The sequence below is a fragment of the Psychrobacter sp. APC 3281 genome (genome assembly GCF_030407815.1).
Taxonomy (GTDB): domain Bacteria; phylum Pseudomonadota; class Gammaproteobacteria; order Pseudomonadales; family Moraxellaceae; genus Psychrobacter.
On sequence record NZ_JASDCS010000001.1, the window covers coordinates 447,091 to 473,282 of the forward strand.

The window sequence follows — 26,192 nt, forward strand, 5'->3', positions numbered from 1 at the left end:
ATACCAACGACTGTAACTATAAATCAAGAAAATAAAAAATTCAGACCAAAAATGTCGTGATATAAAACGTAACCCATTATCTTAGCGAAAACAGGCGTAAAATACTACAATGAGCGTGCAACTAACGCTATTCAATCATAAAAACCGTTAAGGATGTAAAGATGGGCAATCGCTTAAGCAAAATATACACACGTACTGGAGATGATGGCAGCACTGGTATGGCTGATGGCAGCCGCCTTAGTAAAGCGGACGATCTATTTAGCGTCATGGGTGACATCGACGAGCTCAACTCGCATATCGGCTTGGTACGTGCGCAACTAAAGCACAATAAAGGGCAATCTATAGAGAAAGAGTTCTCTGAAGCCTTGGTCATCATTCAGCACCTGTTATTCAATATAGGCGGCGAGCTTGCTATGCCAGAGTATGAAGGGGTTAATGCTACTCATATTGAATGGTTAGAGCAGCAAATCGATATGATGAATGCCACATTGCCACCGCTAAAAGACTTTATTCTGCCGACAGGTTCTATATTGGTCAGTCAATTACACGTGGCCCGTAGTGTATGTCGCCGTGCTGAACGTCAAGCTGTGATATTGCAGCAGCAGCGCCCACAAGCGATTCGAAGTACTGCTGTCAGCTTTATCAATCGCTTATCCGATTGGCTGTTTGTCGCTGCACGCTTTTGTACAGATCCAGAAAAAGTCTCTGAGGTGTTGTGGGACAGTCAAGCATTGAAAACGTTCACTGACAGTCAATAATACAAACTAAGTATTTAACAATAAAGAGCTTAAACCCAAAAAAACCCCGCGACATAATTGTTGCGGGGTTTTTATTATTCAGCGATAGCAATTCGCTCTACTGGATATCGCTATCTCTTATTACAATGACCAATTAATAAGTCGCGCTGTTGTCTTCAATGATCACCATATCGATGGTTTCATCTTTAGGTACGGCTTTTGGCGTGGCGGGCTTACTAGGCTCGGCAGCATCTGCTTGAGTGTTTGCAGTCGAACTGTTCTGACTTTCAGCAGGTTTATTGATGGTTGGCGGCGGCGTAGGTTCAGTTGGACGAATTGGCTCAACTGGCGTTACGGTTCTTGGCTGACGGATTGGCGCTGTTTGAGCCGTATCGTTGTTCTGTGTTGCACGGCGCTCAGCAGCACGTTGGGCACGTTGCTCATCCATTGCAGTTTTAAATACAGAACCTGCCATCACATCTGCAACGACAGTAATCAAAGCAGGCTGACCTGCAATACGCGTACGCACTTGACCGCCTTGAGTACCGACGATGTAAGTAAACGCGTCATCAACGAGCATATTGTTATTGATACGGATATTGTCTTGCGCTAAACGCGATTGTAGACTTGGCTGATTATTGGCCGCTTGTACCTGACTGGCTTGATACAAGTCTTCACTTGGTATCGTCATGCTGACACTTGCTTGGCAAGTGGTCATACCGTTTTCATTGGCTTGTTGCAAGATGGCAGCGTTTTGAACGTCAATGACAACGCCATTGGTTTTTTCGCTAACCACACCGTTTGCTAAACTGATTTCAGCATCATTTGCATAATTGGCAGCCAATGACTGTGCTTGTTGATTGAGCGTATTTTTCAGAGCTGACTTAAGGCGATCTTGCACCATAGGATCATCACAACTGATCGCAGGCGCAACGCTATTTTCAGCATCGACCGTCTCTTGTTCTGTTAGCTCTGCCTGCTCAGTAGTGTCTTCTTTATCTGAGCGATCACAGCCTGCAAGCGCCAAACCACATACCAATCCAATCCCAGCAACTTTATGCCACTTGCTCAAACTTATATTTGCTACGCTCATACTAACTCTACTCCCAATTTACAGGTTCGTACCGCCACTGACTGACAGTGTTCAACATTCAAATCGCAACGCTAGCTGCTACAGATATGAAAACCACATTATTATACGGTGTTTAAATCAAATGGTCATTAGTGTAGCCCATGGATATACAAATAGTGCCCCTTATTATGGGAAAAACCTGCGTTTGGTTGCAAAAACATAACAAACATTGTCAAGTTTAGTCCCTAAGAAGTCATATTTATAAAACTACGGATTGCATCACAGTTTTTGTTAGACGTCATTGATATGACGCTATATGATTGGGCATAAAATCATCGATAATTGGTGCATATGATAAATTTTAGAGATACATTATTACTAGGTCATCGAGGCGCACGCGGTGAGGCGTTAGAAAATACCTTTTCAGGCTTTCAATACTCTCAAAATCTTAAGTCAAGAGGCTTAGCAGGCGTAGAATTTGATATACAACTAAACGCTGACGGTCACTTAATTGTATTCCATGACGATGATTTAGAGCGTATGTGCGGTCGGCAATCACGTATTGATCAGTTAAAACTGACTGAGATTCAGTGCCAATTGCAGTTTGGCCAACCTATTATCACATTGGCGAGCATAGCGCCTGCACTTAGTGGATTTAACGTTATTGAGCTGGAAATTAAGACGCATAGCCGTACCAACTATGCAGTATTGATTGCAGCGCTTCGGCAGGCATTTATTGATACACCTCTTGCCAGCTTACCAGTTGTATTGACGAGCTTCGATGTCGAGTTACACAACCGTTTACAACGTCACAAACTATTATCTCATATGCCTCGCGGCTTGCTTATTCGTACGCCAGAAGCGTTGGCAAGCGCGACCAATACCGCATTGCAACTCGGCTGTATTCAACTGGGCATTCATTATCCGCTTTTGACCCAAGCCGTCATCAAGCATAGCCACCGTTATGGATTGCCCGTAAGTGCTTGGACGGTTAATGATATTCCCACCATTGAGCAGCTCATCAAATGGGAGACTGATGTCATCATTACGGATTTTCCAAGTCATTTGCTGTTGCCTTGACCGAGTTATCCGTACTTTTTTGATATTTAATCATTTTTTCGAGAAACGCATTCTTTCCTACATATCTACCCTTCTTGTTACACTTCTCCTTCATGTCTGATAAGTCACTCGTATTTTTGATCAATACATTCTATAATCCATACAAGTTATTGTTATTTAGCAATATTTTTATAGTGTATAAGTGTTCACTTTACACGCTTTTTAAGGTACTATGGTGGCTTAAATTAATACCGTTAGGGATATTATATGATTGCAAAAAAAGCACTTGGCTTACCGCTTAAAGGCTTACGTTTCGCTATCAAATCTGGTGATACGCTTGTAAAGACCGCCAGCACTCAAGTAACGCGTTTTAAAACTCGTTTCGATGAGAAAAAAGCGCAAATGGCGCTTGATGAGCAGCCTGTTGCAAAACGCAATTATGCGAAAGCTTCTGAGCAAGCGGATCTTTCTGCGCAAGAGCAAAGCATTGATATGCGTGAGTTTGAATTTACCAAAGCACCAATTAACTGGATTCCAGCGGCTATTTTAGTAGCGACGCCAATTGCTGCTGCTGTGATTACGCCATGGTATCTATGGACTCATGAAGTTAGCGCTCCTGTTTGGGGTGTGTTTGGTGCCTTTATGGTATGGACAGGTATCAGTATCACGGCGGGTTACCATCGTCTGCTATCGCACCGTGCTTACAAAGCGCACCCTATTGTCAAAAACTTTTTATTGTTAGGTTCAACCTTAGCCGTACAAGGCTCAGCGTTTGATTGGGTTTCTGGACATCGTACTCACCATCGTCATGTAGATGATCGTTTGGACGATCCATATTCAGCACAGCGTGGTTTTTGGTTCAGCCATATTGGTTGGATGCTACGCAACTACCCTAGCGGTAAATTTGATTATAAAAACATTCCTGATTTGACCAAAGACAGAGTCTTACAGATTCAGCATAAATATTATGGTTTGTGGGTAGTTGCCATGAATGTTGGTATGGTTGCTGCTATTGGTTGGCTCATTGGTGATGTTTGGGGTACTTTACTGATCGCTGGTTTGCTGCGCTTGGTATTAACTCATCACTTCACCTTCTTCATCAATTCGCTATGTCATATGTTTGGTACACGTCCTTATACGGATACTAATAGTGCTCGTGATAACTTTATTTTAGCGATATTTACGTGGGGTGAGGGTTATCATAACTATCATCATTTCTTCCAGTATGATTATCGTAATGGCGTGAAATGGTGGCAATATGATCCAACAAAATGGTTGATTGCTGGTTTATCAAAAATCGGTTTAACGACGGATTTGCGTACTGTTGATGATACGACTATTAAGCATGCCGAAGTGCAAATGCAGTTCAAAGCAGCACAACAGCAGATCGATACAGCCACAAGCACTGGGCTTGATCTTCCTCATGCGATGAAGAGCTTCCAAGACCGCATTAAGTTTGAATACGATGCATTTAAACAAACTGTCGAAGAATGGCAATCACTGAAAGCTCAAACTATTGAAATGAAAAAAATAGAATGTGCTGATCGCTTACGTGAAGTTGATGATAAGCTAAAGCATGATTATGCGAAAATTGAACAGAAAATCCTTGAGCATAACAGCAATCTAAAAACTGCTTTCCGCTCTATTGGCGCGAACGAAAAAGCGGCTTAATTAATCTCTGATTAGTTTTATAATTTTGAAGCTTCTCCATCCCCCTATCCGTCCTAGATAGGGGGATTTTTTTGCTTATACTTTATCGATTATGTCATTACAGCTACTTCTAATGATTTTATTATCATAATAAATAATAAAATACATTGGCTGAACCATTGCTTTCTCTAATCCAAAAACAATAACCATCTCATCCATCATATTCAGTTAATTAAAGACCGAAAAATTTATTTTTTGTCCAGATATTACAAGAGACGGACAGAGTGCAACGATGCCATATGAGAGCTATGCTATAGTGACATTCTCACTTTTATATTTTAATGGAAACGGCCTGTATGCGTTATCAAAACACTTACGTCAACCTAGACACGCGCCTTTATCATGAGCAGCCACCGACGCCACTAGACAATCCTCGTGTCGGTCACTTCAACACTCAAGTTGCACAGCAGTTAGGTTGGGCAAACGACGAGGACCTGATGACCAATTGGGTTGAGATATTGGGCGGTCAATACGTGCCAGCTAACTTTAAACCATTATCGATGGCCTATGCTGGTCACCAGTTTGGACAGTGGGCTGGGCAATTGGGCGACGGACGCGGTTTGCTCATGGCACAGGTACTCGATAATGATGGACAGCCACAAGACTTGCACCTCAAAGGCGCTGGCTTGACGCCCTACTCACGCATGGGTGATGGACGAGCAGTCTTACGTAGTACTATTCGCGAATACCTGTGCGGTCATGCATTGACCCAGCTTGGCATCCCCTCATCTAACGCATTGGGGTTTGTGGTATCTGATACGAGAGTGCGCCGTGAGCGTATCGAAGCAGGTGCAGCGTTGATGCGTGTGGCTGATAGTCATATTCGTCTCGGTCATGTCGAGTGGATTGCCAGCTTCGCCCCTGATGTACTGGGTGAGTTCACCGACTATATGATTGACACTTATTATCCAGAGTGCCGTGATAGCGAAGCGCCTGTCTTAGCTTTTTTGACCGCAGTGGTCGAGCGTACGGCCCGTATGATTGCTGATTGGCAATTGATTGGCTTTGCTCATGGTGTGATGAATACAGATAACTTATCTATCACGGGCAGTACTTTGGACTTCGGGCCGTTTGGCTTTATGGAGCGCTTCAATCCTGCATGGATTAATAATCATTCTGACCATACGGGTCGTTACGCTTATCAGAATCAGCCTGCTATTGGGCATTGGAATCTAAACGTTTGGCTGCCACACTTTATGCGCCTAGAAGGCGTTACTCGTGAGACGCTTGCTGATTGCCTAGCGCCTTACGAAGCAACCTTTATGCAGCACTATCAGCAAGGTCTGTGCCGTAAGCTTGGCCTACCGCATCAAAGAGAAAGTCTCAGCTTGGCCTTTGAATGGTTGACGCTATTAGAAGACAACTTGCTCGACTACACCAATAGCTTCCGCGCACTACTCGGTTTGGTCGCACCAGCAGATCATCCTTATGAGCAAAAGCTACTGGATACCATGACCACTGAATTAAGCGGTGATGCGCAGCAAGTATGGCAAGACTGGTCAGCACGTTATCTGGCACAGATCGAGCAGCTGCTACTTGAGCAGGCAGTTAACGACATGACAACCAACAATCCTGTTTATGTTCTTCGTAATAGCATGGCGCAGCGTGCAATTACTGCCGCAGAGCAAGGTCAGTTTGAAGAGGTTGATCGAGTGTTTCGTTTATTAGCCAATCCTTATAGCGTGCAAGATATCGCTAATGATCTAGATAGTAATGCGCCTGCGCCTGATACACCGCAGATGCCCATTAGTTGCTCGTCTTAGTAGTTGCTCGTCCTAGCACCTTTCAATTCTGTAATATTTTGAAATTAAGGTTGATATTTAGACGCATTTCTTGGCATTATCAACGAGATAAATAACGAATATCATTTTATTATATTATTCGCACAATTCACTGTTGTTGACTAGGCAGTGAATTGGCAATAATGCTAGAATGAATATTTTAGCTAGTTTGCTTTTTTGACCTGATCTTTGATCGTCGACCATGATTCTGATGGTCGTGAGTCGTTTAACGTCTTTGTACCTTTCAATTATTATCATTCAATGACTTTTGGAGGGTTAGACGTTGTTTTTTATCACCATTTAATTTATTCCAATTTATTCCAACCATGGCAATTATTATGAATGACGATACCACTTCGAATACGGATAACCTCAGTACAGAAAAAGAACAGTTTGAACAAGCTGCCTTACATTACCATGAGTTTCCACGCCCAGGTAAAATTTCGGTAACCCCTACTAAGCAGCTAGCCAACCAACGTGATTTAGCACTCGCTTACTCTCCAGGCGTTGCTGTACCTTGTCTTGAGATCCAAAGAGATCCAAAACTTGCGTCTAAATACACGGCACGTAATAACCTAGTTGGTGTTATCACTAACGGTACTGCTGTACTTGGTCTGGGTAATATCGGTCCATTGGCATCGAAGCCAGTTATGGAAGGTAAAGGCGTTCTATTTAAGAAGTTCGCAGGTATCGACGTTTTTGATATTGAAATTGCTCAAAACGATCCAGATAAGTTCATTGAAGCGGTTGCCTCGCTTGAGCCTACCTTTGGTGGTATCAACCTAGAAGACATCAAAGCACCAGAATGTTTCAAAATCGAGCGCGTACTACGTGAGCGCATGAACATTCCTGTGTTCCATGATGATCAACATGGGACGTCAATCATCGTTGCCGCAGCCATGCTAAATGCTTTGTTGATTACTGGCAAAAAGATTGAAGATATTAAAATTGTTTGTTCAGGCGCAGGCGCAGCAGCCATTTCTTGCCTAGATATCATTTGCGCACTTGGTGTTAATAAGAACAACATCATTGTTTCAGATTCACGCGGTATCATCACCACTAGCCGTGAAAACCTTGACGAAACCAAACAACGCTATGCTCGTGATGTTACGGCTACTTCTATCGAAGAAGTCATGGACGATGTCGATATGTTCTTAGGCTTATCTATGCCTGGTACATTGTCTGAAGACATGGTTCGCCGTATGGCAAAAGACCCTATCGTCTTTGCACTTGCCAACCCAACACCTGAAATCATGCCAGAATTGGCACATGCCGTACGTCCAGACGTCATCATGGCAACTGGTCGTTCAGACTATCCAAACCAAGTAAACAACGCGCTATGCTTCCCATACATCTTCCGTGGTGCATTGGATGTTGGTGCGACCACCGTTAACGAAGAGATGAAAGTCGCCTGCGTAAAAGCAATCGCTGCGATGGCACACGTTGAAGCCACTCCAACTACCAGCGCTAGAAACATCGAAAAGATGCAGAGCTTTGGTCGTGACTACTTAATCCCAGGCCCTCTAGAGCCAAATCTAATCATTGAAATCGCATCTGCTGTTGCCAAAGCAGCGATGGATTCAGGCGTTGCCACGTTACCGATCGATGACATGCAAGCCTATCGTCAGCGTCTGTCTGAGTTTGTTTATAACTCAGCGTTTGTCATGAAGCCAATCTTTGCTCGTGCTAAAGCCGATCCAAAACGTATCGTGTACTGTGAAGGTGAAGACAACAATATCTTACTTGCTGTGCAAGTCGTCGTTGATGAGAAGTTAGCACAACCTATCTTGGTTGGTCGCCCTTCAGTTATCGAAGCCAATATCAAAAAGCTAGGCCTACGTCTAAAAGCTGGCGAGAACATTACCATCGTCAACGTTGATGACGATCCTCGCTACAAAGACTACTGGCAGGGCTACTACGAGAAGAACAAACGCCGCGGTGTAAGCATTGAGCTTGCTCGTCGTGATGTTCGCCGTAAGACGACTTTGATTGGTTCTTTGCTGGTTGAAAATGGTGCAGCAGATGGCATGGTATGTGGTACATTTGGCCATTACCAATTGCATCTAAAATACGTTGAAAGCGTCATTGGCAAAAAACAAGGTATGAACGACTTCTATGCGATGAATGCGGTACTCATGCAAGATCGTAATATCTTTATCGCTGATACTTATGTCCATGAAGACCCAACAGCTGAGCAATTGGCTGAAATGACTGTCTTGGCAACGGATCAGCTACGTCGCTTTGGTATTACGCCACGCGTCGCGCTAGTGTCTCATTCTAACTTTGGTGCTTCAGATCGTGCCAGCGCTGTCAAAATGCGCAAGGTTCATGAACTATTAACAAATATGAATGTCGACTTTGAGTTTGAAGGCGAAATGCAAGGTGATGCCGCGCTTAACGAAAATATTCGTCTAAACGATATGCCATCAAGCCCATTGAAAGGTGCAGCGAACTTGCTTATCTTGCCAACCCTTGATGCCTCAAACATCGCTTTCAACCTGCTTAAAACAGCGACTGGCAGTGCTTCTATTGGCCCTATCCTATTAGGTACTAATAAGCCGGTACACATTTTGACGCCATCAGCGACAGCACGTGGTATCGTCAACATGACTGCACTGACCGTTACTGAAGCGCAAGACCTAGAAAACGAAAAATAATCATATATCATACCCATTATGAATGCATTATAGTCAGTTCAATATAATTTGGATACAAGGAAGCTGAGTGAAAGTACTACAAATAGTAGACTGAGCGAGGCTGGCACCATACTCAATTTATAGAGGATTGACTATATTAAGAAGGGCTCTGTCATCCATTGACAGAGCCCTTCTGATATACTAAAACCAGTCAATGCGACTTATAGAGCATTGGCTGTTTTTTTGATTCATAAAAATTGGGCTAGTGATATAAAGCTCAATAATAAGAAGAGGCTTTTATGCAAATTTACCTTGTGGGCGGTGCTGTACGCGATCGACTGCTTAAGCGTCCTATCAAGGACAAGGACTTTGTCGTCGTTGGCGCTACTGTGGCAGAGATGATTGATGCAGGGTTTCAACAAGTGGGCGCTGACTTCCCTGTGTTTTTGCATCCGACCAGTCATGAAGAGTATGCGTTGGCACGTACAGAGCGCAAGCAAGGCTCAGGCTACAAAGGTTTTAGCGTACATGCCAGTCCCGATGTCAGTCTAGAGGATGATTTGCGCCGTCGTGATTTAACCATCAACGCGATGGCAATCGAAGTTACCAGCTTAACCGATGATACCCCGATTAACGGACAAGTCATCGACTACTATGGCGGACTACAAGACTTAAAAAGTAAGACATTGCGTCATGTGTCCAGTGCTTTTAATGAAGACCCATTACGTGTACTTCGAACAGTACGCTTCTATAGCCGTTACTACGATTTGGGCTTTACCATCGCGGATGACACTTTAACGCTGATGCGTCAATTGGTTGATACAGGAGAGCTGGCTCACTTGAGCGCCGAGCGTATCTGGCAAGAATCAAGCCGTGCGACTATGCAACTATCACCGCAAGTCTATTGGCAAAAACTGTTTGAAATTGGTGCACTCACAGAGTATTTCGCGCCTTTGCATCATGCTTGGGACAATGTCCAAATAAGAGAAACAGCGCAGACAGCATTATATTTCGCAGGACAGATGCATTTAAATTTATCACAGCGTTGGGCGCTATTAATGACTAGCCTGTCTTCATCATTATTTAATAGCGAAAACTCTGAGTCTACCTCTAACGTATCAACCGCTATAAAAAATATTAACGCTATCGGCAATAAAGCCAAAGTCCCCAAAGCACATACTCAGTTCGCAATTTTATTCGCTCAGCAAGCTGAAAAACTAAGCACAATAAACAGTCTAAATGCGGCTGAAAAAATCGATCTAATCCAAGCCTGCGGTGCGCATAAGGAGCCTGACAAGCTCTCTCAACTGCTAGTGTGCAGTCATGTGTTACAGCTAGCAACACAGCATCGCCAAATGATGCTAGCACTAAATAGCTTTCACACCATCGGTATGACCGACATTGCGCCAGACCTTAAAGGCCCCGCTATTGGTGCGGCCTTACGCCAAAGCAGGATTGAACACTTGCAAGCGCAAGAATGATATAGACAAGCACCTTAGAGAAAAAAGTAGTATTGCTATGAATCAAGAAGCTAATGCCTACCAAGCAGAAAATATGAATAACCAAGCGCCAGTGATGCTGGTCACAGGTAGTGCTAGGCGTATTGGGGCGGCTATTGTTAAAGCGGCTCATAGGCAAGGTTACCGCGTCATCATTCATTGTCACCGTAGTGAACAAGACGCTAATGATTTAGCTGACCATCTGAACGACATCCGTGCTAATAGTGCAAAAGTTATCGTTGCTGATTTAACGATAGTTAATGATGGTATGGCTTTAGACAGCTTTGTTGGAAGTATTATAGAGGCGTTTGGACAGCTTGATGTACTGGTGCATAATGCCTCGCGGTTTTATCCTAGCCCACTTGGTAGTATCAATCATGCACAGTGGGATGAGTTGCTTTTGACCAATGCCAAAGCCCCTTTATTACTAAGCCAAGCCCTACTACCTTATCTTAAGCAACAACAAGGCTGTATTATCAGTTTATTGGACATACACGCGCATGATAGACCATTTAACAACTATACCGTTTACAATATGGCGAAGGCTGCGCATCGAATGATGGTACAGTCGCTAGCGTTAGAGATGGCGCCAGAAGTGCGGGTCAATGGGGTTGCTCCTGGAGTCAACATTTTGCCTGAGACTGATAGCGATCAAGCGCTTGAGCCTACGCTGCAGCATAGTATCGTTGACTCCATACCTCTACAGCGAATCGGTAAACCTGAAGACATTGCTCACAGCGTACTATATTTAATACAAGCCAGCTATGTCACCGGACAGATTATCGACGTTGATGGTGGACGCGGTCTCACCCTAGCAGGTGGTAAGTATTAAAATTTAGTAAATAGTTATAATTGTGCTTATCTTTTACTTGAAAAATTAGAGAAATCAGGTATCATTGTGCGTCTAACGTTAGGGCCCATAGCTCAGTTGGTTAGAGCAGAGGACTCATAATCCTTTGGTCGTAGGTTCAAGTCCTACTGGGCCCACCATATTCAAACCCTTACAGTCATTGACTTGTAAGGGTTTTTTATTGTCTAAAATTTATGCGAACGCATGGACTTAGTTGGTTTTTTGATACTATCTTGATACTTTGACCCTTATAGTAATTAAAGTATGATACTACTAACACTATGGTTATATACTGCTGCATGGGTGATATATGAAGGTTAAACTTACCAAAAAATTTATAGATTCAGTAGACTATACCGCTAAAGGTACTGAAATCTATATGGACGATGTGTTAACTGGTTTTGCGCTACGTGTGGGCAAACAATCCAAACGTTATACATTACATAAGCGTATTAACGGAAAGCTATATAGAGATGAAGTGGAAGAAACGCACTTGATTACGCTAACCGAAGCACGTGAAAAAGCCAGCATAATGATGGCTAATATAAAAAAAGGTCTGCATGTTTATGACGGGCTTCATGAGGTCTTGGAAGAGCCGAAAGATAAGACCAATAATGTACCAACACTGAGAGATGCATATACCTACTTTAAATCAGCAAAGACTAGCTTAGCTAAAGGCACTATTGACACTTATGATGGTCAAATACTAAACAAGCTAGATGATTGGCTAGATATATCTTTAAATGATATATCTAAGTCAATGATAAGTGATAAGCATAAAGAGATAAGCAAGCATAGTAAAGCTCAGGCTAACGCAACTATGAGAGCTCTAAGGTCAGTTTGGAATTATTGTCGTGATAGCTTTTTAGATGATAACGAAGACTTTTTAATTAAAGAGCAACCAGTACGCATACTTAACGCCAAGAAAGATTGGAATATAATTAAGCCGCGTACTAAACATGTTGAAGAAGAATATTTAGGTATGTATCTCAAAACACTTTTAAATTATGTTGATAGAAGCTCACACCTGCAAGCGCCCCATAGCAATAATGCACGAGATATCATGCTACTTTTTATGTTCACTGGTGTGCGTTTAAATGAAGCGCAGCCCTTAAAGTGGTCTGACGTCGACCTTATAGCTGGCAGGATAGTATTCAAAGCTACAAAAAATGGCTCTAACTATCATATGCCTACTAGTGATATTCTACAGGCTATACTTAAGGAAAGGTGGAGATTGAGTTCAGGCAAGCAATGGGTATTCCCGAGCAACTTGAAAGCTAGCGATGACCATATAAAAGATTTAAGCCGTAGTTATAAGGCCATAAGTAATCAAACAAACTTGTATATTACACCACATGATTTGCGCCGCACTTTTGGAACGGTAGCTAATAACTCAAGCATCAGCTATCCAGTCCTTAAACGCTTGCTCAATCACCGTGAAGCTAAATCAACCGATGATGTTACCCTACAATATATCCAAGTGTCACAGCGGCAACTAAGAGACGCTTTAAACTCAATAGAAGCTTTTTATTGTAAGCATGCTGGCTTGACACAAGCTGAAATAATCAGCAAATATTACTAACCTACTAAAATCCCAAAAAGAGTTCTTTAAAATGTCGTCAACTGATTTAGTCAGAACAAGCCGTGATGGTGACCAGTTTCACTATTTATGGGCATCAAGAAGAGCTTTATTACTGCTACAGTCCGATTCCAAATTAAAGCTAATAACGATAGAAGGAGTCTCTTCTGTTGAGCTAGGTGACCAGCATGTTTCTGATGGAGAATATGTGGTTGACGTCGCTGAATATTATGGCGGAGAAAGTTTTGCGACAGCTGATAGCATAAAATATTATCAGCTAAAGCATACGACGAAAAGTAAGGAAACTCCTTTTGACCCAAGTAAACTAAGAAATACGATAAAAGGTTTCAGCGACCGCTACAAAGCTCTTATTGAGGTTATTGGTAAAGAATCAGCCCAAGCTAAGCTCAAGTTTATATTCGTATCGAACAGATCTATCAATGAAGGCTTTCATGAGAGTATCAAACAAGTAGCTTTAGGGCACTCTACTAATCTGACTAATCAGAGAAAGCTTGAGCTATATACAGGCTTAAACGGTCACAACCTCTCTGACTTTTGTAAATTAATAACTTTTGATATCACTGCTGACGATTACTGGGAACAACGTAATATTCTTACCTCAGAAACCGCAACTTATCTCGCTGGTTCTGACGCACACTCCCCTATTAGTTTAAAAGAGCTAATCACGAGAAAGGCGTTAAGCGAAAGTCAAAATAGCAGCTCTATTAATAAAATCGACGTTTTAAGAGCGCTTAATACGAATGAAGACGCTCTATTTCCAGTGAAAAATCTAATTAAGATAGTTGAGAACCCTATTCAACGTAAGCAAGAGCAACAACTTACTAGCCAGATTATTGATGATAATTTCAATGTTTTTATAATTCAAGCAGAAGGTGGTGTTGGCAAAACTATCTTTGCTTCTCACATTCATGAATACCTACCTGAAGATTCAATCTCTATTGTTTACGATTGTTTTGGGGATGGATCTTATAGAAACACCTCAACTTTAAGACATACTCACAGGACAGCTTTGGTTCAAATAGCTAATGAACTAGCTGCGCGAGGGCTATGTTACCCTTTAATTCCAACTTCTTCTGCTACAAACTCTGACTATATCAAAGCATTCTTATCACGGGTTGATCAAGCGTCACAAAAGATTAAACATGTTAATTCTAATGCAATAATTTCAATTGTCGTTGATGCTGCCGATAACGCCCAAATGGCAGCTGAAGAGTTTGGGGAAGCAAGGTCTTTCATTAAAGACTTAATCAAAGAGTCTTTTCCTGATAATGTTAAGTTAATTAGTTTCTGTAGACCCTACAGATTAACCTTACTTGATGCACCTTCAGCAGTTAGAATTCTTAATTTAAATCCCTTTACTCTTGAAGAGACTAAGCAGCATTTAGAAAAATACTATGATCAAGTGTTGCCTGAAGATGTATCAGAATTCCACAGGTTAACATCTCAAAATCCACGTATTCAAAACATCGCTTTGGCTAAAGGTCAAAGTTTAACGGAAACTCTACGCTTTTTCGGTACAAACCCTAAAAGCATCGAAGATACTATAAGTGATTTATTAGAAGCAGCTATCAATAATATTAAAGAGAATAACTTTAGTGAGAGCACCAAAATAGACAAGCTATGTGAGTCAATTGCGATTCTTAGACCTTTACTACCTGTCGAGGTACTCGCAAAAATATCACAGGTCCCTGAGGAACAAATCAGAAGCTTTATCGCAGATATTGGCGGACATCCTATTCGGTTACTGGATGACTATATCCAATTTATTGATGAACCAACAGAAACTTGGTTTAGAGACAATTATCACCCTAAAGACAGTCTACAACTTAGAGCTTATATCACTACACTCAAACCTTTGGTTAGCGACTCACATTATGTCGCCTCAGTTTTACCACAGCTAATGCTTGAGGCTGAAGAATATGAAGATCTTTTTGATGCTGTCTTAAACTCTAAACTCCTCCCTGAGACCTCCTCACTAGAGAGAAGACAAATTGAAGTACAACGGCTTCAATTTGCAATCAAAGCAGGCATTAAGCTTAATAGATTAGTTGATGTTGCTAAACTGTCATTAATGGCTGGAGGTGAAAGTGCCGCTCAAACCAGACAGAATGTTTTAATAGCAGATAATTTGGACTTAGCCGCAGTTTTTTTTGATGATAACCAGTTACAAGAATTAATAGCGAATAATATTTTTACTTTAGAGGATAAATGGGAAGGTGCGAAATTTGCTTGCGAAGCACAGCTGCTCTCATATAAGCCAAATTTATTAAGTGAGGCTAGAAGTAAACTTAGAGTAGCTGAAGACTGGCTTCATAGTTGGCTTAAACAACCCGTAGATGAAAGATATCAGAGAGGATTTGACGAAAAAGATATTTCAAGACTATTTATTGCTCATTTTAATATACATGGTCCTGAAAAAAGCTTAGCTTGGCTAAATAGATGGAAGCCAAAGTCTTTAACCTATATTGTGGCAACTTACGTAGCTCAAGAATTTCTAGAACATAATAGACTATCAGATTTAAAGTCTATGTTAGAACATGCCAGCAATAACATTTATTTCACATTAGGTATAGTGAACGAAGCCGTAAAACAAAACTATGGCATTCCTAAGCAGTATTTATCAAGATCTTTCAAGATTATAAGTCGCAACGGTGTTTTAATTAAATTGGAAGATGGTATTAAAACTATAAGTTTGAATACCATAACGAACTATCTACTTGCCTGTTATAGGTCTGGAGTCTGTAATAACATAACTGCCTCAGATGTATTATCTCGTTATATGCCAACTAGACTCCCTTATGAACTTGAAGATACTTGTGGTCACTATGAAAAATCAATATATATGCTTGCTTATGCATTATTAGCTAAGTGGCAAGCTAGCGAATTAACAATAGAAGACATTATTGACGAAGACACTAAAGAAAAAATCGAAGAATCTAACAGTTCATCTGAACTGAATGAAATTACCAATAATATTGAAAAATTAATTCCTTGGTATAAATTGTTAGCTGATAGCCTGTTATCTACGTCAACCATTTCAGGTATTGAAGAGTCGATTAGTATGGTTTTAAATGACTCCTATCTCCCTAAGGCAGATGAATATCGCTTTAATCGTAGTATGGCAGAAGACATTGTATGGGCATGGTTTAAAATTATCATTACTAATAGTCAAAACATAAAACAGTTAGTACAGGAGTTATTTGATTATTTAAGTATTAGGAAAATTACATTACTTCCTAGAACCCTAAATGAGTTTACAAAAATATGCTGTCAACATTCTGAACTTGAAGAACTCGCTTACGATTTGAGCCAACAAAACTTCGAGAGAGCAATTAAAGCTCAAGTAAATGCAAATGAGATACTGGACGATATTGTAGAAGTTGCGAGAGCAATACTACCGTTAGATACCAAGCAGGCTGAGTCATATTTTAATAAAGCTATAGAAGTCAGTAGTAAGATTGGCGATGAAAACTTTTCTCGATGGGAAGCTTTAATTTATCATGCTTCTAATACCAATGGGTTAATGTATAGTGAACAACCTGAACTAGCCTACAGATTCGCTAGATGTTCTGAGCTCACATATAAATATATATACGAAGACCATTTTAACTGGGATGCAACCGTTAAAGCACTCGTTGATATCCATCCAAATTCAGCTTTAGCTATTGCAAGTAGATGGCGTGATAGACGTTTTGGAGAAGATGAATTAGTAATCAGTACAATAGGAGAAAAGCTTTTAGAACATAAGCTTATCTCACCATTAGCACTTCTTTCCTTGCTTTGCCTAGAAACAGGTTCTTATTTAAAAGAAATATTAGATAGTATTCAATTTAATAGTTTAGATAATGAAATCCAAAAAGCTGTGATTCTTATAGTCTATCAATATCAAGTTATACCTAATCCATCTGAAAACAATATAACTATACTTAAAAAGCTATACGATAATTACTCACTACAAATAGATGAAATACAACGGTTTTTAGATACCTATGAGCCTGATGAATTGAAATCAAAAGACTCCAGCTATGATTGTAGCTCTACAGTCGAGAGTATAGATTGGGACAGCGTTTTTATCGATGATCAACTAGATAGCCAATACGATTATCAATCAGCTCAAGATAGATACCTAAGTATTAAAGAATATAGTTCATTAGATGATAGATACTATAGCGAGCTTCACAATAGGCTGTCCAATGCCTACGTTTACGATTATATAGAGTTGACCTTAAATGATCCAAAAATAGGAATATATAGATTAAACTTTATTTTGAAAACAATACCTGATAAATGGAAAAGACGTGAAGCCGTAAGAGAATGTTTTAGCGAACAATTCAAAGTATATTGTCGCAGGCATGCATTAGAACTATTTATCAGTCTTCGCTATGGTGACTTAAAGTTAATTACTGTAATGAGTTTAATATCTAATCTCCCAGAGAGTGAGTTACTTGGACAGGTATTATTAGGGCGTTCAGAAAGTGCGGAACTTCTAGATAGTGACCAACTATTTAACATGGTAAGCATGATTAGTAAAATCATCGATCCTGGAGACTCAAAAGACGTATTAGAATATGGTTTAACCTTGTTGGAACAAGATTTATCTGATGATATATCTGACGGTGAGTGGCTTGCTCACTTGATACCTCCAGATACTATTGAGGAAGCCTATGCAGGTTATCTTGTTTCAGGGCTAGCCTCACCATTTCTTTATACACGTTGGCTTAATGCTCATGCTGTCAAAGTACTGGGAGAGCTCCAACAAAAACCCGTATTAGATGCTTTAGTAAACCAAATAGACACTCAAGCTAATAAAGCTTTTATAGACAACCGTTTCAGTTATTACAGTTATACTGCCCTTCAATGGTTGCTCATAGCTTTTTTAAAGGTTTCTAATGGACACGCCAGCGCAATAGCACCTTATATTGACTTCTTCAAGTCTAATATAAATCCAGATAAACCTCACATTTTAATCCGTTTGTATTCTGCTAAAATTCTTCTGAACCTACATGAGCAAGATATTATTAGTCTAACACTGACTGAAGTAAAAGCTTACGAGTCAATTGGAACTTCAAATTTTGAGGTTATAGAAAAAGAAGCTGTTAATTTAGATGAATATCAGAATATCGATAAGTCTGAAGTAGATTCATTTGGTATTGATTTTGGACCTTATTGGATTGAGCCTCTTGGCGAATATTTTGGTTTACATGCCAAATATGCCTACTATGAAGTATCACTTGTCAAAGATAGCTTGTTTAATAATCCGAATAAATTAACAGATCATAGACACTCATCTTCAATATATGAGTGGCAAGCAACAAATCATAGTCGTGGCTCAGCACCAGAAGTAGAAGATTTAGAATTTTATAAAAACTATCATTCACTGATGATTGCGGCAGATATATTGCTAAATAAAAGGCCCTTAGTTCAACAAGACTGGTATACATTTTCTTATTGGCTATCGAAGTATGATTTTACATTGCTGAATGGCGTTTGGCTATCGAACTATAGAGACCCTACACCTAAACGAACAACCGAGTGGCATATTGGTATAGAGCAGAATAGTCCAAGTTGGGAGTACAGTATGTCATCAAGCGACTTTGATGAACATTTCAATTTTGATAACGATTGGTTGCCCATATGGGGTAGTTGGACAGAAGTACTTGATAGAAAAGAAAAAAGTTTTAACATGCGTTCAAGCTTAGTAAATCCTAAGACATCTTTTGCTTTATTACGTTCGTTGCAGTCTTACACAGACCCTAGCGATTATTGTTTACCAAAACAAGGCGATGACTTTAACATTGGCAACGGTGTCTTTAATTTAACATCATTTATAACAGAATCTGAATGGTTCGATAATACCATTTTCGAGAAAGACCCTTGGTCAGCATCTATTGAGTATAGAAGTCTAAAACCTACTGACAGTGTTATTGAACTTATGAACATAAGCTGTGACTCACTTGGTAAGACTTGGTTTGATAAAAATGGTAGTGAAGTTATTAGAACGTCTTATTGGGGGCGTTTGCGCTCTCGTAATCAAGAGTACTCCCGTGGTACTAAAATGCTCGTTTCTAAGCATTTTCTCATCAGTATGCTCAAAGCTTTAAATATGAACTTAATAGTATCATTTTCAGGTGAACATCGACTTCATTCAAGACATGGAAAGGAGGAGGATTATTACAAGGAGTTTGGGTATATTCCTAATAGTAAAAAAGCATATTTAATCACTAAGGAAAGCGAACTATATGGATATTAACTCACTGAAGCAGTTAGGCAAGACCCTTATAAAAGAATATGGGCTTGAAAGCTCTACCAATACTTTAGAAAGATGGATGCTTCACTATTTAGCTGAACTTTTTGATAAAGAAAAAGAATGTAATAATCCCAACGAGACAAAAACCATTCAACTTGAAATTAAAGAAATAATTTTAGAGTTTTGGCGCTTAAGATATTGCTTAGCAGATGAAGATAGTTTATTTAAGAAAAACCAAGCCCTTATTGATACGTTAGAGAAGATAAGCCCTCAGTCCTTTATACCCATTAGCTCGTTTTTTAATCCCTATGATAGTAAAGACACACTTGAAGTTAGCGAAGCAGGATGGCAAGAAAGACTGTTAGCTATTGACAAATCGTCAAAAGTAGTCATGTCACATTGTGTCTTAAAACACCTTAACGATATTGCTGATAAAAATAGTGATATTGTGAAACTCATTGAGTCTATTGAAGCTTTTAACTCTCCAGAATCCTTTTTAAGTAGGTTTTATGGTGATGAGACAGTAGAGACAGATAAAATTGAAAATATAGAAGAACGCATTCAAAACTTAACTGTCTTTATCGATACAGCGGAGTCTGTAATTGAAGAATATAGGTCTGAGCTAGATAGCTTAGATGTTGATTCACATAATAAACCTAAATAATTTTGCTTATCTAGGACAGCCCCTAATTTAATTACTCGAACTTAATTGTTTCATAGCTGCTACTTGCAACGACAATGATTGTTAACTAGCTATCATCATGTTTAATTAACACAATCAAAAGATACCCTAGATATTTAAGTACTCCCGATGATGCATAATAGTAATCAGTGGTAGCCAAGTTTTTGTCAGAGTGTTTACGTTTTCTCTGTACAACCCTTACCTCATAGCCATGAAAACTCTCACGAGCACCGACACGTATTGAGCTGTTCAGACCTAAGTCTTTTTTAACATCACTTACAACTTGCTCACTATATGTCCTAACTTGCCAATGATTGGCATCAATAAGCTGACAACCTACTAGCATAAAACTCTGTAGCATCTCAATCTGGGTCTCCTTAATACCAAAATGGATCGATGAGTTATTTAAGTTATGCTTATGCGCAAATATCTCAATAAATACTCTCAACTTCTCAGGATCCTTTATAGACATCTGATATGCCCTATCTAATGCTCTAATGATTACTTCCTGATTCTTACTACCTTTAGGCCTACCTAGTAATAGCCTGTCATCGTCGAACAGCTGACTAGCGCGCAGGTATAAACATTTAGATTCATTTAGACTTATACCATGTCTAATAGCAACTTCAGGTAACAGCTCATCTCGAGAGTTTTCTTTTAACTCCTGCAGCTCCTCTAGAAAACCTATGACGTCCGCATATTTAGGGTGAATAAAAATTGAATTTGTATTCGACTCTTTCAATTCATTCAAACTACTATTTAACAGTGGCTGGCTAGCATTGCTATCAGGTTCATCTGCATTCTTAAATAATGGTGTTTTATTAACAGCCGTTTTTTTAAGGAAATATGGTCTTATCTTATTTAATTGCACAGTCTTTGTCGTTGCATCATAAGCAGTTTTGTCTTGTCTATAGATAGCAGAGTAATCTAGATCTGTTATTAACTCTAAAACTGTTATAGGTAGCTCCAAGCAAGCATTACTCAGCCGCTCCCCTGCCAGCAGATGAGCAGTATGAATATAATACTCGAAGGTTGTGTCGCACGTTAAATGTCCTGCAAAGCTGGCCAGTCCAAACCAGGATCCTTGTTCCTTGTGATAGCCAAGGACCCCTTTTATTACTTTTTCGCACTGCTCATTATCATAATCAGTCATCACCTGTGCCAATGGCGACTTACTTAGTACTAACGCCAGCTGACTAATCGCAGTATGCCTAAAGCTGTGAAATGTGAAATCGTGCTCTCCTAGCAATCTGTCCCAAATTAACTTCATGAGATTACTGAAAATCACACTGGGTAACGGCTGATCACCTGAACCTTGAGAAAACAAGTAACGACGCTTCAACCTTTTCTGCTGACGATATAACTGAGTAAATTGTTTTAACTCGTCTTTCTTAAGTAGGCAGTTAATGGGTATAAGGCGGCTTGCGCTGCTACTTTTCAATCTCCGATAGCGATTTGGTCTTAACCATATTTGCGGCTGCTCTATTCGTTGTCCATGTTCATCAATATAGATGTCAGCTATATCACGAACTTTAACACCGATAAGTTCTTTAATTCGCAACCCTGTTCGATACGCAAGACTTAACACTACTAAGCACAGGTTTTTCTGTTCATCGTCTAAGCCCGAATTGACCAAATACTCTTTCATCGCATGATATATCCGAGGTGATATCATGTTCGCATTTACCACTTGGCGTTTATTACCCCATGGGAAATGCACAAACGGCGTATTATAGGATGCTCGCTGATAATCATGGAAAGCTCGTAGTCTGCCGTAAGTAAATTTTTGAGTATCTTTGAGCTTATCCAGATATGAAACTTTGTTTTTGTTTATATGCTCATTCTTTAAGCCATTGAGACTACATTGACTTATCACATCGTCTGCACAGCCAACTAAATCATCATCTGTATCTAGATTGTCTTCACCAAAGCCTGAGTTTTTGTTCAAAATAGACCGCTTTCTTCCATCCTTAATCTTACTTTGAATGATCTCCTCATATACAGCTTCAAAGTCCTCACCAGACCATTCATCAAGATTCTCATCCATTGTTAGCATCAGCCAATCCCGACCAATACATCCCAGATATTTACTAATGGTATCTAACCTGTTATTACTATCACTCAACAAGCTATTGACCCATCCTAAAAGACGAGTAGCATTAGGTTGAGTAAACTCCTGCTGCAACAGCTCTAGTTTTACAATAGCTGGGGCTTTACTGCCCTTAAGGGCATCTTGAACCTCTTTAATAAGATTCTTACTAAAACTCGGATACTCCCTACTATTGGTGCCTTTTTCGTCAGATTCTGAAAAGCTTGCTACAAATAACTCTTCCCAAGTAAGCGGCTGTAGATTTGAGTTAATCACCTCTTGATTATAATTAATAAGCTTATTTGTGGTTAAGCCCGTCGTTTTAATCTTGCCCTGTCTAACAATAGCCAGTGCAGTGTCTATATCGCCTCCCTTCATCTGCCGCCAATGATAGTCAGCGTACTTTATTAACTGTGATAAATGCGGTTTACTTTTATCTTTATTTTGTAGTTTTAGCTTCTTACAAATCTCATTAATAATGATTTCAAACGACTTCACATCTTCTTTTTTTAACTTTTTATCTTTTAGCACGTATAAAAAGCAAAGTGTCATATCATCAGGTATGTACTCTACATAGCGCTGTAAGCTTGTAGCAGATACATCCTCTGAGGTATGACTTTGCGTATAAGAACAACCGTAATTGTCATCATCAATACTGAGCAAGATTAGCGCCAAACTCTCGCTGCTGACACCTGAATCTGGTAACTCATCAGTTGCTGGTAGCTGCAATTGATATATGTCACGTTCGCCTAGGAGCCATTGATACAGTGCTTTTAACACATCTATGTCATTCAATCCCCCATACATCACGCTACAGTAGAGCACTGACTCAATCAAATCATTGTTTGAGAACCTTCTTTTCCGTTGCCATATCTCAATTATTTGCTGGCTAGCAAGGCTTACTTGAGCACCACTTACCATCCAATCATAGGATATTGTTAAATGATCACGCTCTGCTATGACTGGCACAACTGGTTCATCCATACTCAGTTCATGAGCTTTGTTATAACTCCGTATGTATTCTAAAAACCCTTGTCTGGCTAAGTGATAGCTATGCGCAGTATCAAAATGCACCTCAAGTATGCTACCAATGGTTTGATAGTATTCAGTTAGGTCTGTTCCTGTGAGTATGTGATTGTCATCAACATACGAAGCTATCAAAAATTTTGCCTCATTTTTGATACTCTCATGACTCTTGCTTTTATTTTCTTCTCTTAACTGATGAGCAACGGCATTATCCATATATATTCACCTCAACTTGTCGTAGGTTAAGCTCAACTGCAACTTTCTCTAAGTCAGCGGATAACGCTTTTAGCTCATTAATGGATAATGACGACATGGGATGCATAGCCTCCTGATCTGGATGTTCATGACCATATAGGGCGCAGATCAAATGCTCAGGGGACCTATTCGTTAGTAGTGAGCGTAATTGATGTCTAAGCCAGTTGTCTTGGTGACTAAAAAAGTGTTTTATCTGATAGCGAACCTTACTAGGTTTAATACCGGTAAAGCCTTTGGGATTTTGGCTAAATAGCTGAATGAGTGGCTGACTAGAGTTCAAAATTTTATTTATAGGAAATTGGTCATTGGGATATATAGAATTATGCATGACCGCAAATTGCTTGATATATTTAATATAATTTTGAATCGCTGTGATTAAGAAATCACTAAGAGGAATAAGCCTTCCCTGCCCTTGTCCCTGACGCTCTTCTTTATCCGACACCCATAACAGCCTTTGCCTAAAATCAAATTGATTTAAAAGCCCAGGCGCATGCTTTACGGGTCTAATCCCAGTCTGAATAAAGATGATGTGCCATAACCAGACACCATAAGCATTAAACTGCTCAATATAACGGTCCTGCCTTATGCTTACGTTCCGCTTTAATCGACCGTTATAACTCTCAGTTGCTTCAGCAAGCTCATCAAAAAATCTTTGGCAGATATCAATATTTAAAGTCATGTCACTACCAATATATTTTTTATAACGATTGCTTTTCGTGCTAGACATACTAAGCTGTCGTAGCTCACCTTGGCTGTCCGCAGTACAGTATTCGGTCAATAGTTGTATGGCGCTGTAGTAAGTCTTCTCTAAGCTTATCGTCTCAATACTGGTGTAATACAAAGATGAGCTGTGCTTCACATCAACCCCAGTAATCATGTCGGCATGTAAAGGCTCTTGCAGCTCATTCTTTATAACTGTGTATAAACAAGCGTCAATATGCTGATTCGATAATGCTGGTAAGTCCAGTTGCATTTTTAAACTTACCAGCACTTCAGACACTTCATCGCTATCCACTAAAAACTTATTTTCAATAACTGCTTGCAGCCTAGTTGGCAGAGGTAATTTAAATTCATTATCATGGCTTTGACGATGTGGCAATAAGTGACTTCTACGATTCGAAGTTACGTTAATAGTATTACTCATAGCATAAATATCAGCAGCCAAACCGCTCTCATGACTCAACCACTTGCGCTGACTTTTATCCAACGCCAGCTCATAAATAACGTCTTGGATCTTCCGTCCACTTATCATTGATAGCAATATAACGGCATAAACCTGACGCTGTTTATAGCTAACAACGGTAAAAAGCTGCCACACCCGAGCAAATAGCATTTGATAGCTTAGTAGGCTTAGTTGACGTAGGTTGGTAGGAAAATGAAACTGATTACGGCGGGCGTGTCGATAGTTGTTTTTTAGCTTCCATTGCTGCAACTCTGAGGATTTAGCGGTTGTCCTGGAAGGCTTAAAATCGTTATCTAAGAACGCAGGCGGGTCATCATCAGCAATATTCTCAGCGTCCGCCACGTTATCATTTTTATGGGGTCTGCCAAATACTGTCGCTCGTATTGGCTCATCAGCACTATCAAGGTATCGCTTATTAGTGTGTTCTTTGCTAAATTTATTGTTTTGTGAGTTGGTATAGGTTTTGCCTACAAACGCTTTGTTCTCTGCAACCACCTCATAGGCAAGTCTTATTTGACCAATTTTACCAGCCAACTTTTGATTAACCACTTTGCCTGACTCTTCATCACTTCTTATCTTAGCTTCATATACGCGTAATGCTGCTAGCGCATTCGTCAGTGAAGCACGTTGAGCATGGATATCAATCAGTTTTTTAACAATCTCAGACTGTGGGTTATTGTCCTTTAACCCCATCCTTAGACGCACACTTAGCTGACTGACTTTGGCAGAGTGCTCATCCTTACGTATAGCAATCATTATAATTATCTGCAGATATGCACTCATAAACTGCCATGCTTCATCATCCCTACGTGCTTGGCCATACCTCTGGTAAGACAAGACCAGCATATAAGTGACTGCCCAATCTTCAATCTTTTTCTCTTTGACGACTTCCCTGGCAATAGCTTCATATTCAGACGATGCAAATACTGGCATATCTATGTTGGCCTGTTCACCAATATGTAGGCAGAAGCCTGGATTAATATAAAGAGTATTGATAATCAGACTTTGTATTTTTATACAGTACGGTGAATCAAGTGGCACTAGATGATCTAAAACCCTCTGTAATTCGCTATTATCAAACTGCTTTATATTCATTAGGGTGCACCACTCAACCAGCTCATACTTTGAGGAATACCTAGAACTCGCTCTTCTAGTGCAAACTTACATTGGCGATATTCATAACTACTCTGGCTAATACCTGCAAAATGGCAATACTCCCTTACAGTCAGTTGCCTAACCCCCATAAGCTGACATATCACACTTTGAGGCGCCGTACTTTTAAGCGCTTTAAACAAATCAGGATGATGAATGCCTTTCAAGAACATCAAGTCTATGACCTCCATCCATGCGAGCTGCTGAACATCTTTAAGACTTTCAGGGATTATTAAACATGGGTAATCGCTATCACTCTCGAACCTTAAAACCTGATCGACTCTTTGGAAATCATTAAAGAAATAGAAAACACCGTCTCCTTCATTAACCAAGCGCAGTGGTGGACGGTAAAAGTTATTCAAAAATTTCGTATTGATATAAGTAGTCTTAGGTCTCAATCTCTGCCAAACACATAAAGCAGTTCTAGCATACGGATGTACATACAACTCATCCTTACTAGGATTAGCAAGTTTTTGCCCAACCTTAAGTTTATTATTCTTCATTATATTTTTAAAAATAGTGAATATAATTCATGTTATCTAATAATCATTTAGGTGTCAAACGCTTTAGTATTATGTGGCTTAATATCATAAAATAATTAATATTACTAAGTA

At 39.9% G+C, this 26,192-nt stretch carries 14 protein-coding genes and 1 tRNA gene; 11 read left to right on the plus strand and 4 right to left on the minus strand.

Annotated elements, in window-relative coordinates; all coding sequences use genetic code 11:
• The first annotated feature begins 161 nt into the window (after window positions 1-161).
• Complete coding sequence (locus tag QL886_RS01795; protein ID WP_057760540.1) at window positions 162-758, plus strand: cob(I)yrinic acid a,c-diamide adenosyltransferase; 597 nt, start codon at window positions 162-164, stop codon at window positions 756-758.
• 133 nt (window positions 759-891) lie between these two features.
• On the opposite strand, the gene QL886_RS01800 is transcribed toward QL886_RS01795, so the two are convergent.
• Window positions 892-1,830 (minus strand): hypothetical protein, encoded by a 939-nt coding sequence (locus tag QL886_RS01800; protein ID WP_290177429.1) that lies wholly within the window; start codon window positions 1,828-1,830, stop codon window positions 892-894.
• 330 nt (window positions 1,831-2,160) lie between these two features.
• On the opposite strand from QL886_RS01800, the gene QL886_RS01805 reads away from it, so the two are divergent.
• The 10 genes from QL886_RS01805 to QL886_RS01850 all read left to right on the plus strand — a co-directional run bounded on the left by QL886_RS01805 (window position 2,161) and on the right by QL886_RS01850 (window position 19,855).
• Window positions 2,161-2,889: a glycerophosphodiester phosphodiesterase gene (locus tag QL886_RS01805; RefSeq protein WP_290177430.1), complete on the plus strand. Its 729-nt coding sequence runs from the start codon at window positions 2,161-2,163 to the stop codon at window positions 2,887-2,889.
• A gap of 471 nt (window positions 2,890-3,360) precedes the next feature.
• On the plus strand, window positions 3,361-4,539 hold the full coding sequence (locus QL886_RS01810; protein ID WP_290177470.1) for a fatty acid desaturase: 1,179 nt from the start codon (window positions 3,361-3,363) through the stop codon (window positions 4,537-4,539).
• Between the two features lie 335 nt (window positions 4,540-4,874).
• On the plus strand, window positions 4,875-6,341 hold the full coding sequence (locus QL886_RS01815) for a protein adenylyltransferase SelO family protein (protein ID WP_290177431.1): 1,467 nt from the start codon (window positions 4,875-4,877) through the stop codon (window positions 6,339-6,341).
• 356 nt (window positions 6,342-6,697) lie between these two features.
• Window positions 6,698-9,016 (plus strand): NADP-dependent malic enzyme, encoded by a 2,319-nt coding sequence (locus tag QL886_RS01820; protein WP_290177432.1) that lies wholly within the window; start codon window positions 6,698-6,700, stop codon window positions 9,014-9,016.
• A gap of 278 nt (window positions 9,017-9,294) precedes the next feature.
• The gene (locus tag QL886_RS01825) at window positions 9,295-10,476 is read left to right on the plus strand and encodes a tRNA nucleotidyltransferase (RefSeq protein ID WP_290177433.1); all 1,182 of its coding nucleotides are present in this window, start codon (window positions 9,295-9,297) and stop codon (window positions 10,474-10,476) included.
• 37 nt (window positions 10,477-10,513) lie between these two features.
• Window positions 10,514-11,326 (plus strand): pteridine reductase, encoded by an 813-nt coding sequence (locus QL886_RS01830; RefSeq protein ID WP_290177434.1) that lies wholly within the window; start codon window positions 10,514-10,516, stop codon window positions 11,324-11,326.
• A gap of 81 nt (window positions 11,327-11,407) precedes the next feature.
• A tRNA-Ile gene (locus QL886_RS01835) sits at window positions 11,408-11,484 on the plus strand.
• Window positions 11,485-11,654: 170 nt separating this feature from the next.
• Window positions 11,655-12,926, plus strand: a complete 1,272-nt coding sequence (locus QL886_RS01840) for a tyrosine-type recombinase/integrase (RefSeq protein ID WP_290177435.1) — start codon at window positions 11,655-11,657, stop codon at window positions 12,924-12,926.
• A gap of 31 nt (window positions 12,927-12,957) precedes the next feature.
• A complete protein-coding gene (locus QL886_RS01845; protein WP_290177436.1) occupies window positions 12,958-19,194 on the plus strand; it encodes a hypothetical protein in 6,237 nt (2,078 codons plus the stop codon).
• The gene (locus tag QL886_RS01850) at window positions 19,184-19,855 is read left to right on the plus strand and encodes a hypothetical protein (protein ID WP_290177437.1); all 672 of its coding nucleotides are present in this window, start codon (window positions 19,184-19,186) and stop codon (window positions 19,853-19,855) included. Before QL886_RS01845 ends, QL886_RS01850 begins: the two co-directional genes overlap by 11 nt.
• Window positions 19,856-19,940: 85 nt before the next feature.
• Here the strand turns inward: QL886_RS01850 and QL886_RS01855 are convergent, their stop codons facing one another.
• The 3 genes from QL886_RS01855 to QL886_RS01865 are packed head-to-tail and all read right to left on the minus strand — an operon-like array spanning window position 19,941 to window position 26,081.
• Window positions 19,941-23,204 carry a site-specific integrase gene (locus QL886_RS01855; protein ID WP_290177438.1) on the minus strand — a complete coding sequence of 1,088 codons (3,264 nt, stop codon included), beginning with the start codon at window positions 23,202-23,204 and terminating at the stop codon, window positions 19,941-19,943.
• Window positions 23,197-25,521, minus strand: coding sequence for a hypothetical protein (locus tag QL886_RS01860; RefSeq protein WP_290177439.1), 2,325 nt, complete (start codon window positions 25,519-25,521; stop codon window positions 23,197-23,199). The genes QL886_RS01855 and QL886_RS01860 overlap by 8 nt, the downstream gene beginning before the upstream one ends.
• Window positions 25,521-26,081: a hypothetical protein gene (locus QL886_RS01865; RefSeq protein ID WP_290177440.1), complete on the minus strand. Its 561-nt coding sequence runs from the start codon at window positions 26,079-26,081 to the stop codon at window positions 25,521-25,523. Before QL886_RS01865 ends, QL886_RS01860 begins: the two co-directional genes overlap by 1 nt.
• Between the last annotated feature and the right edge of the window lie 111 nt (window positions 26,082-26,192).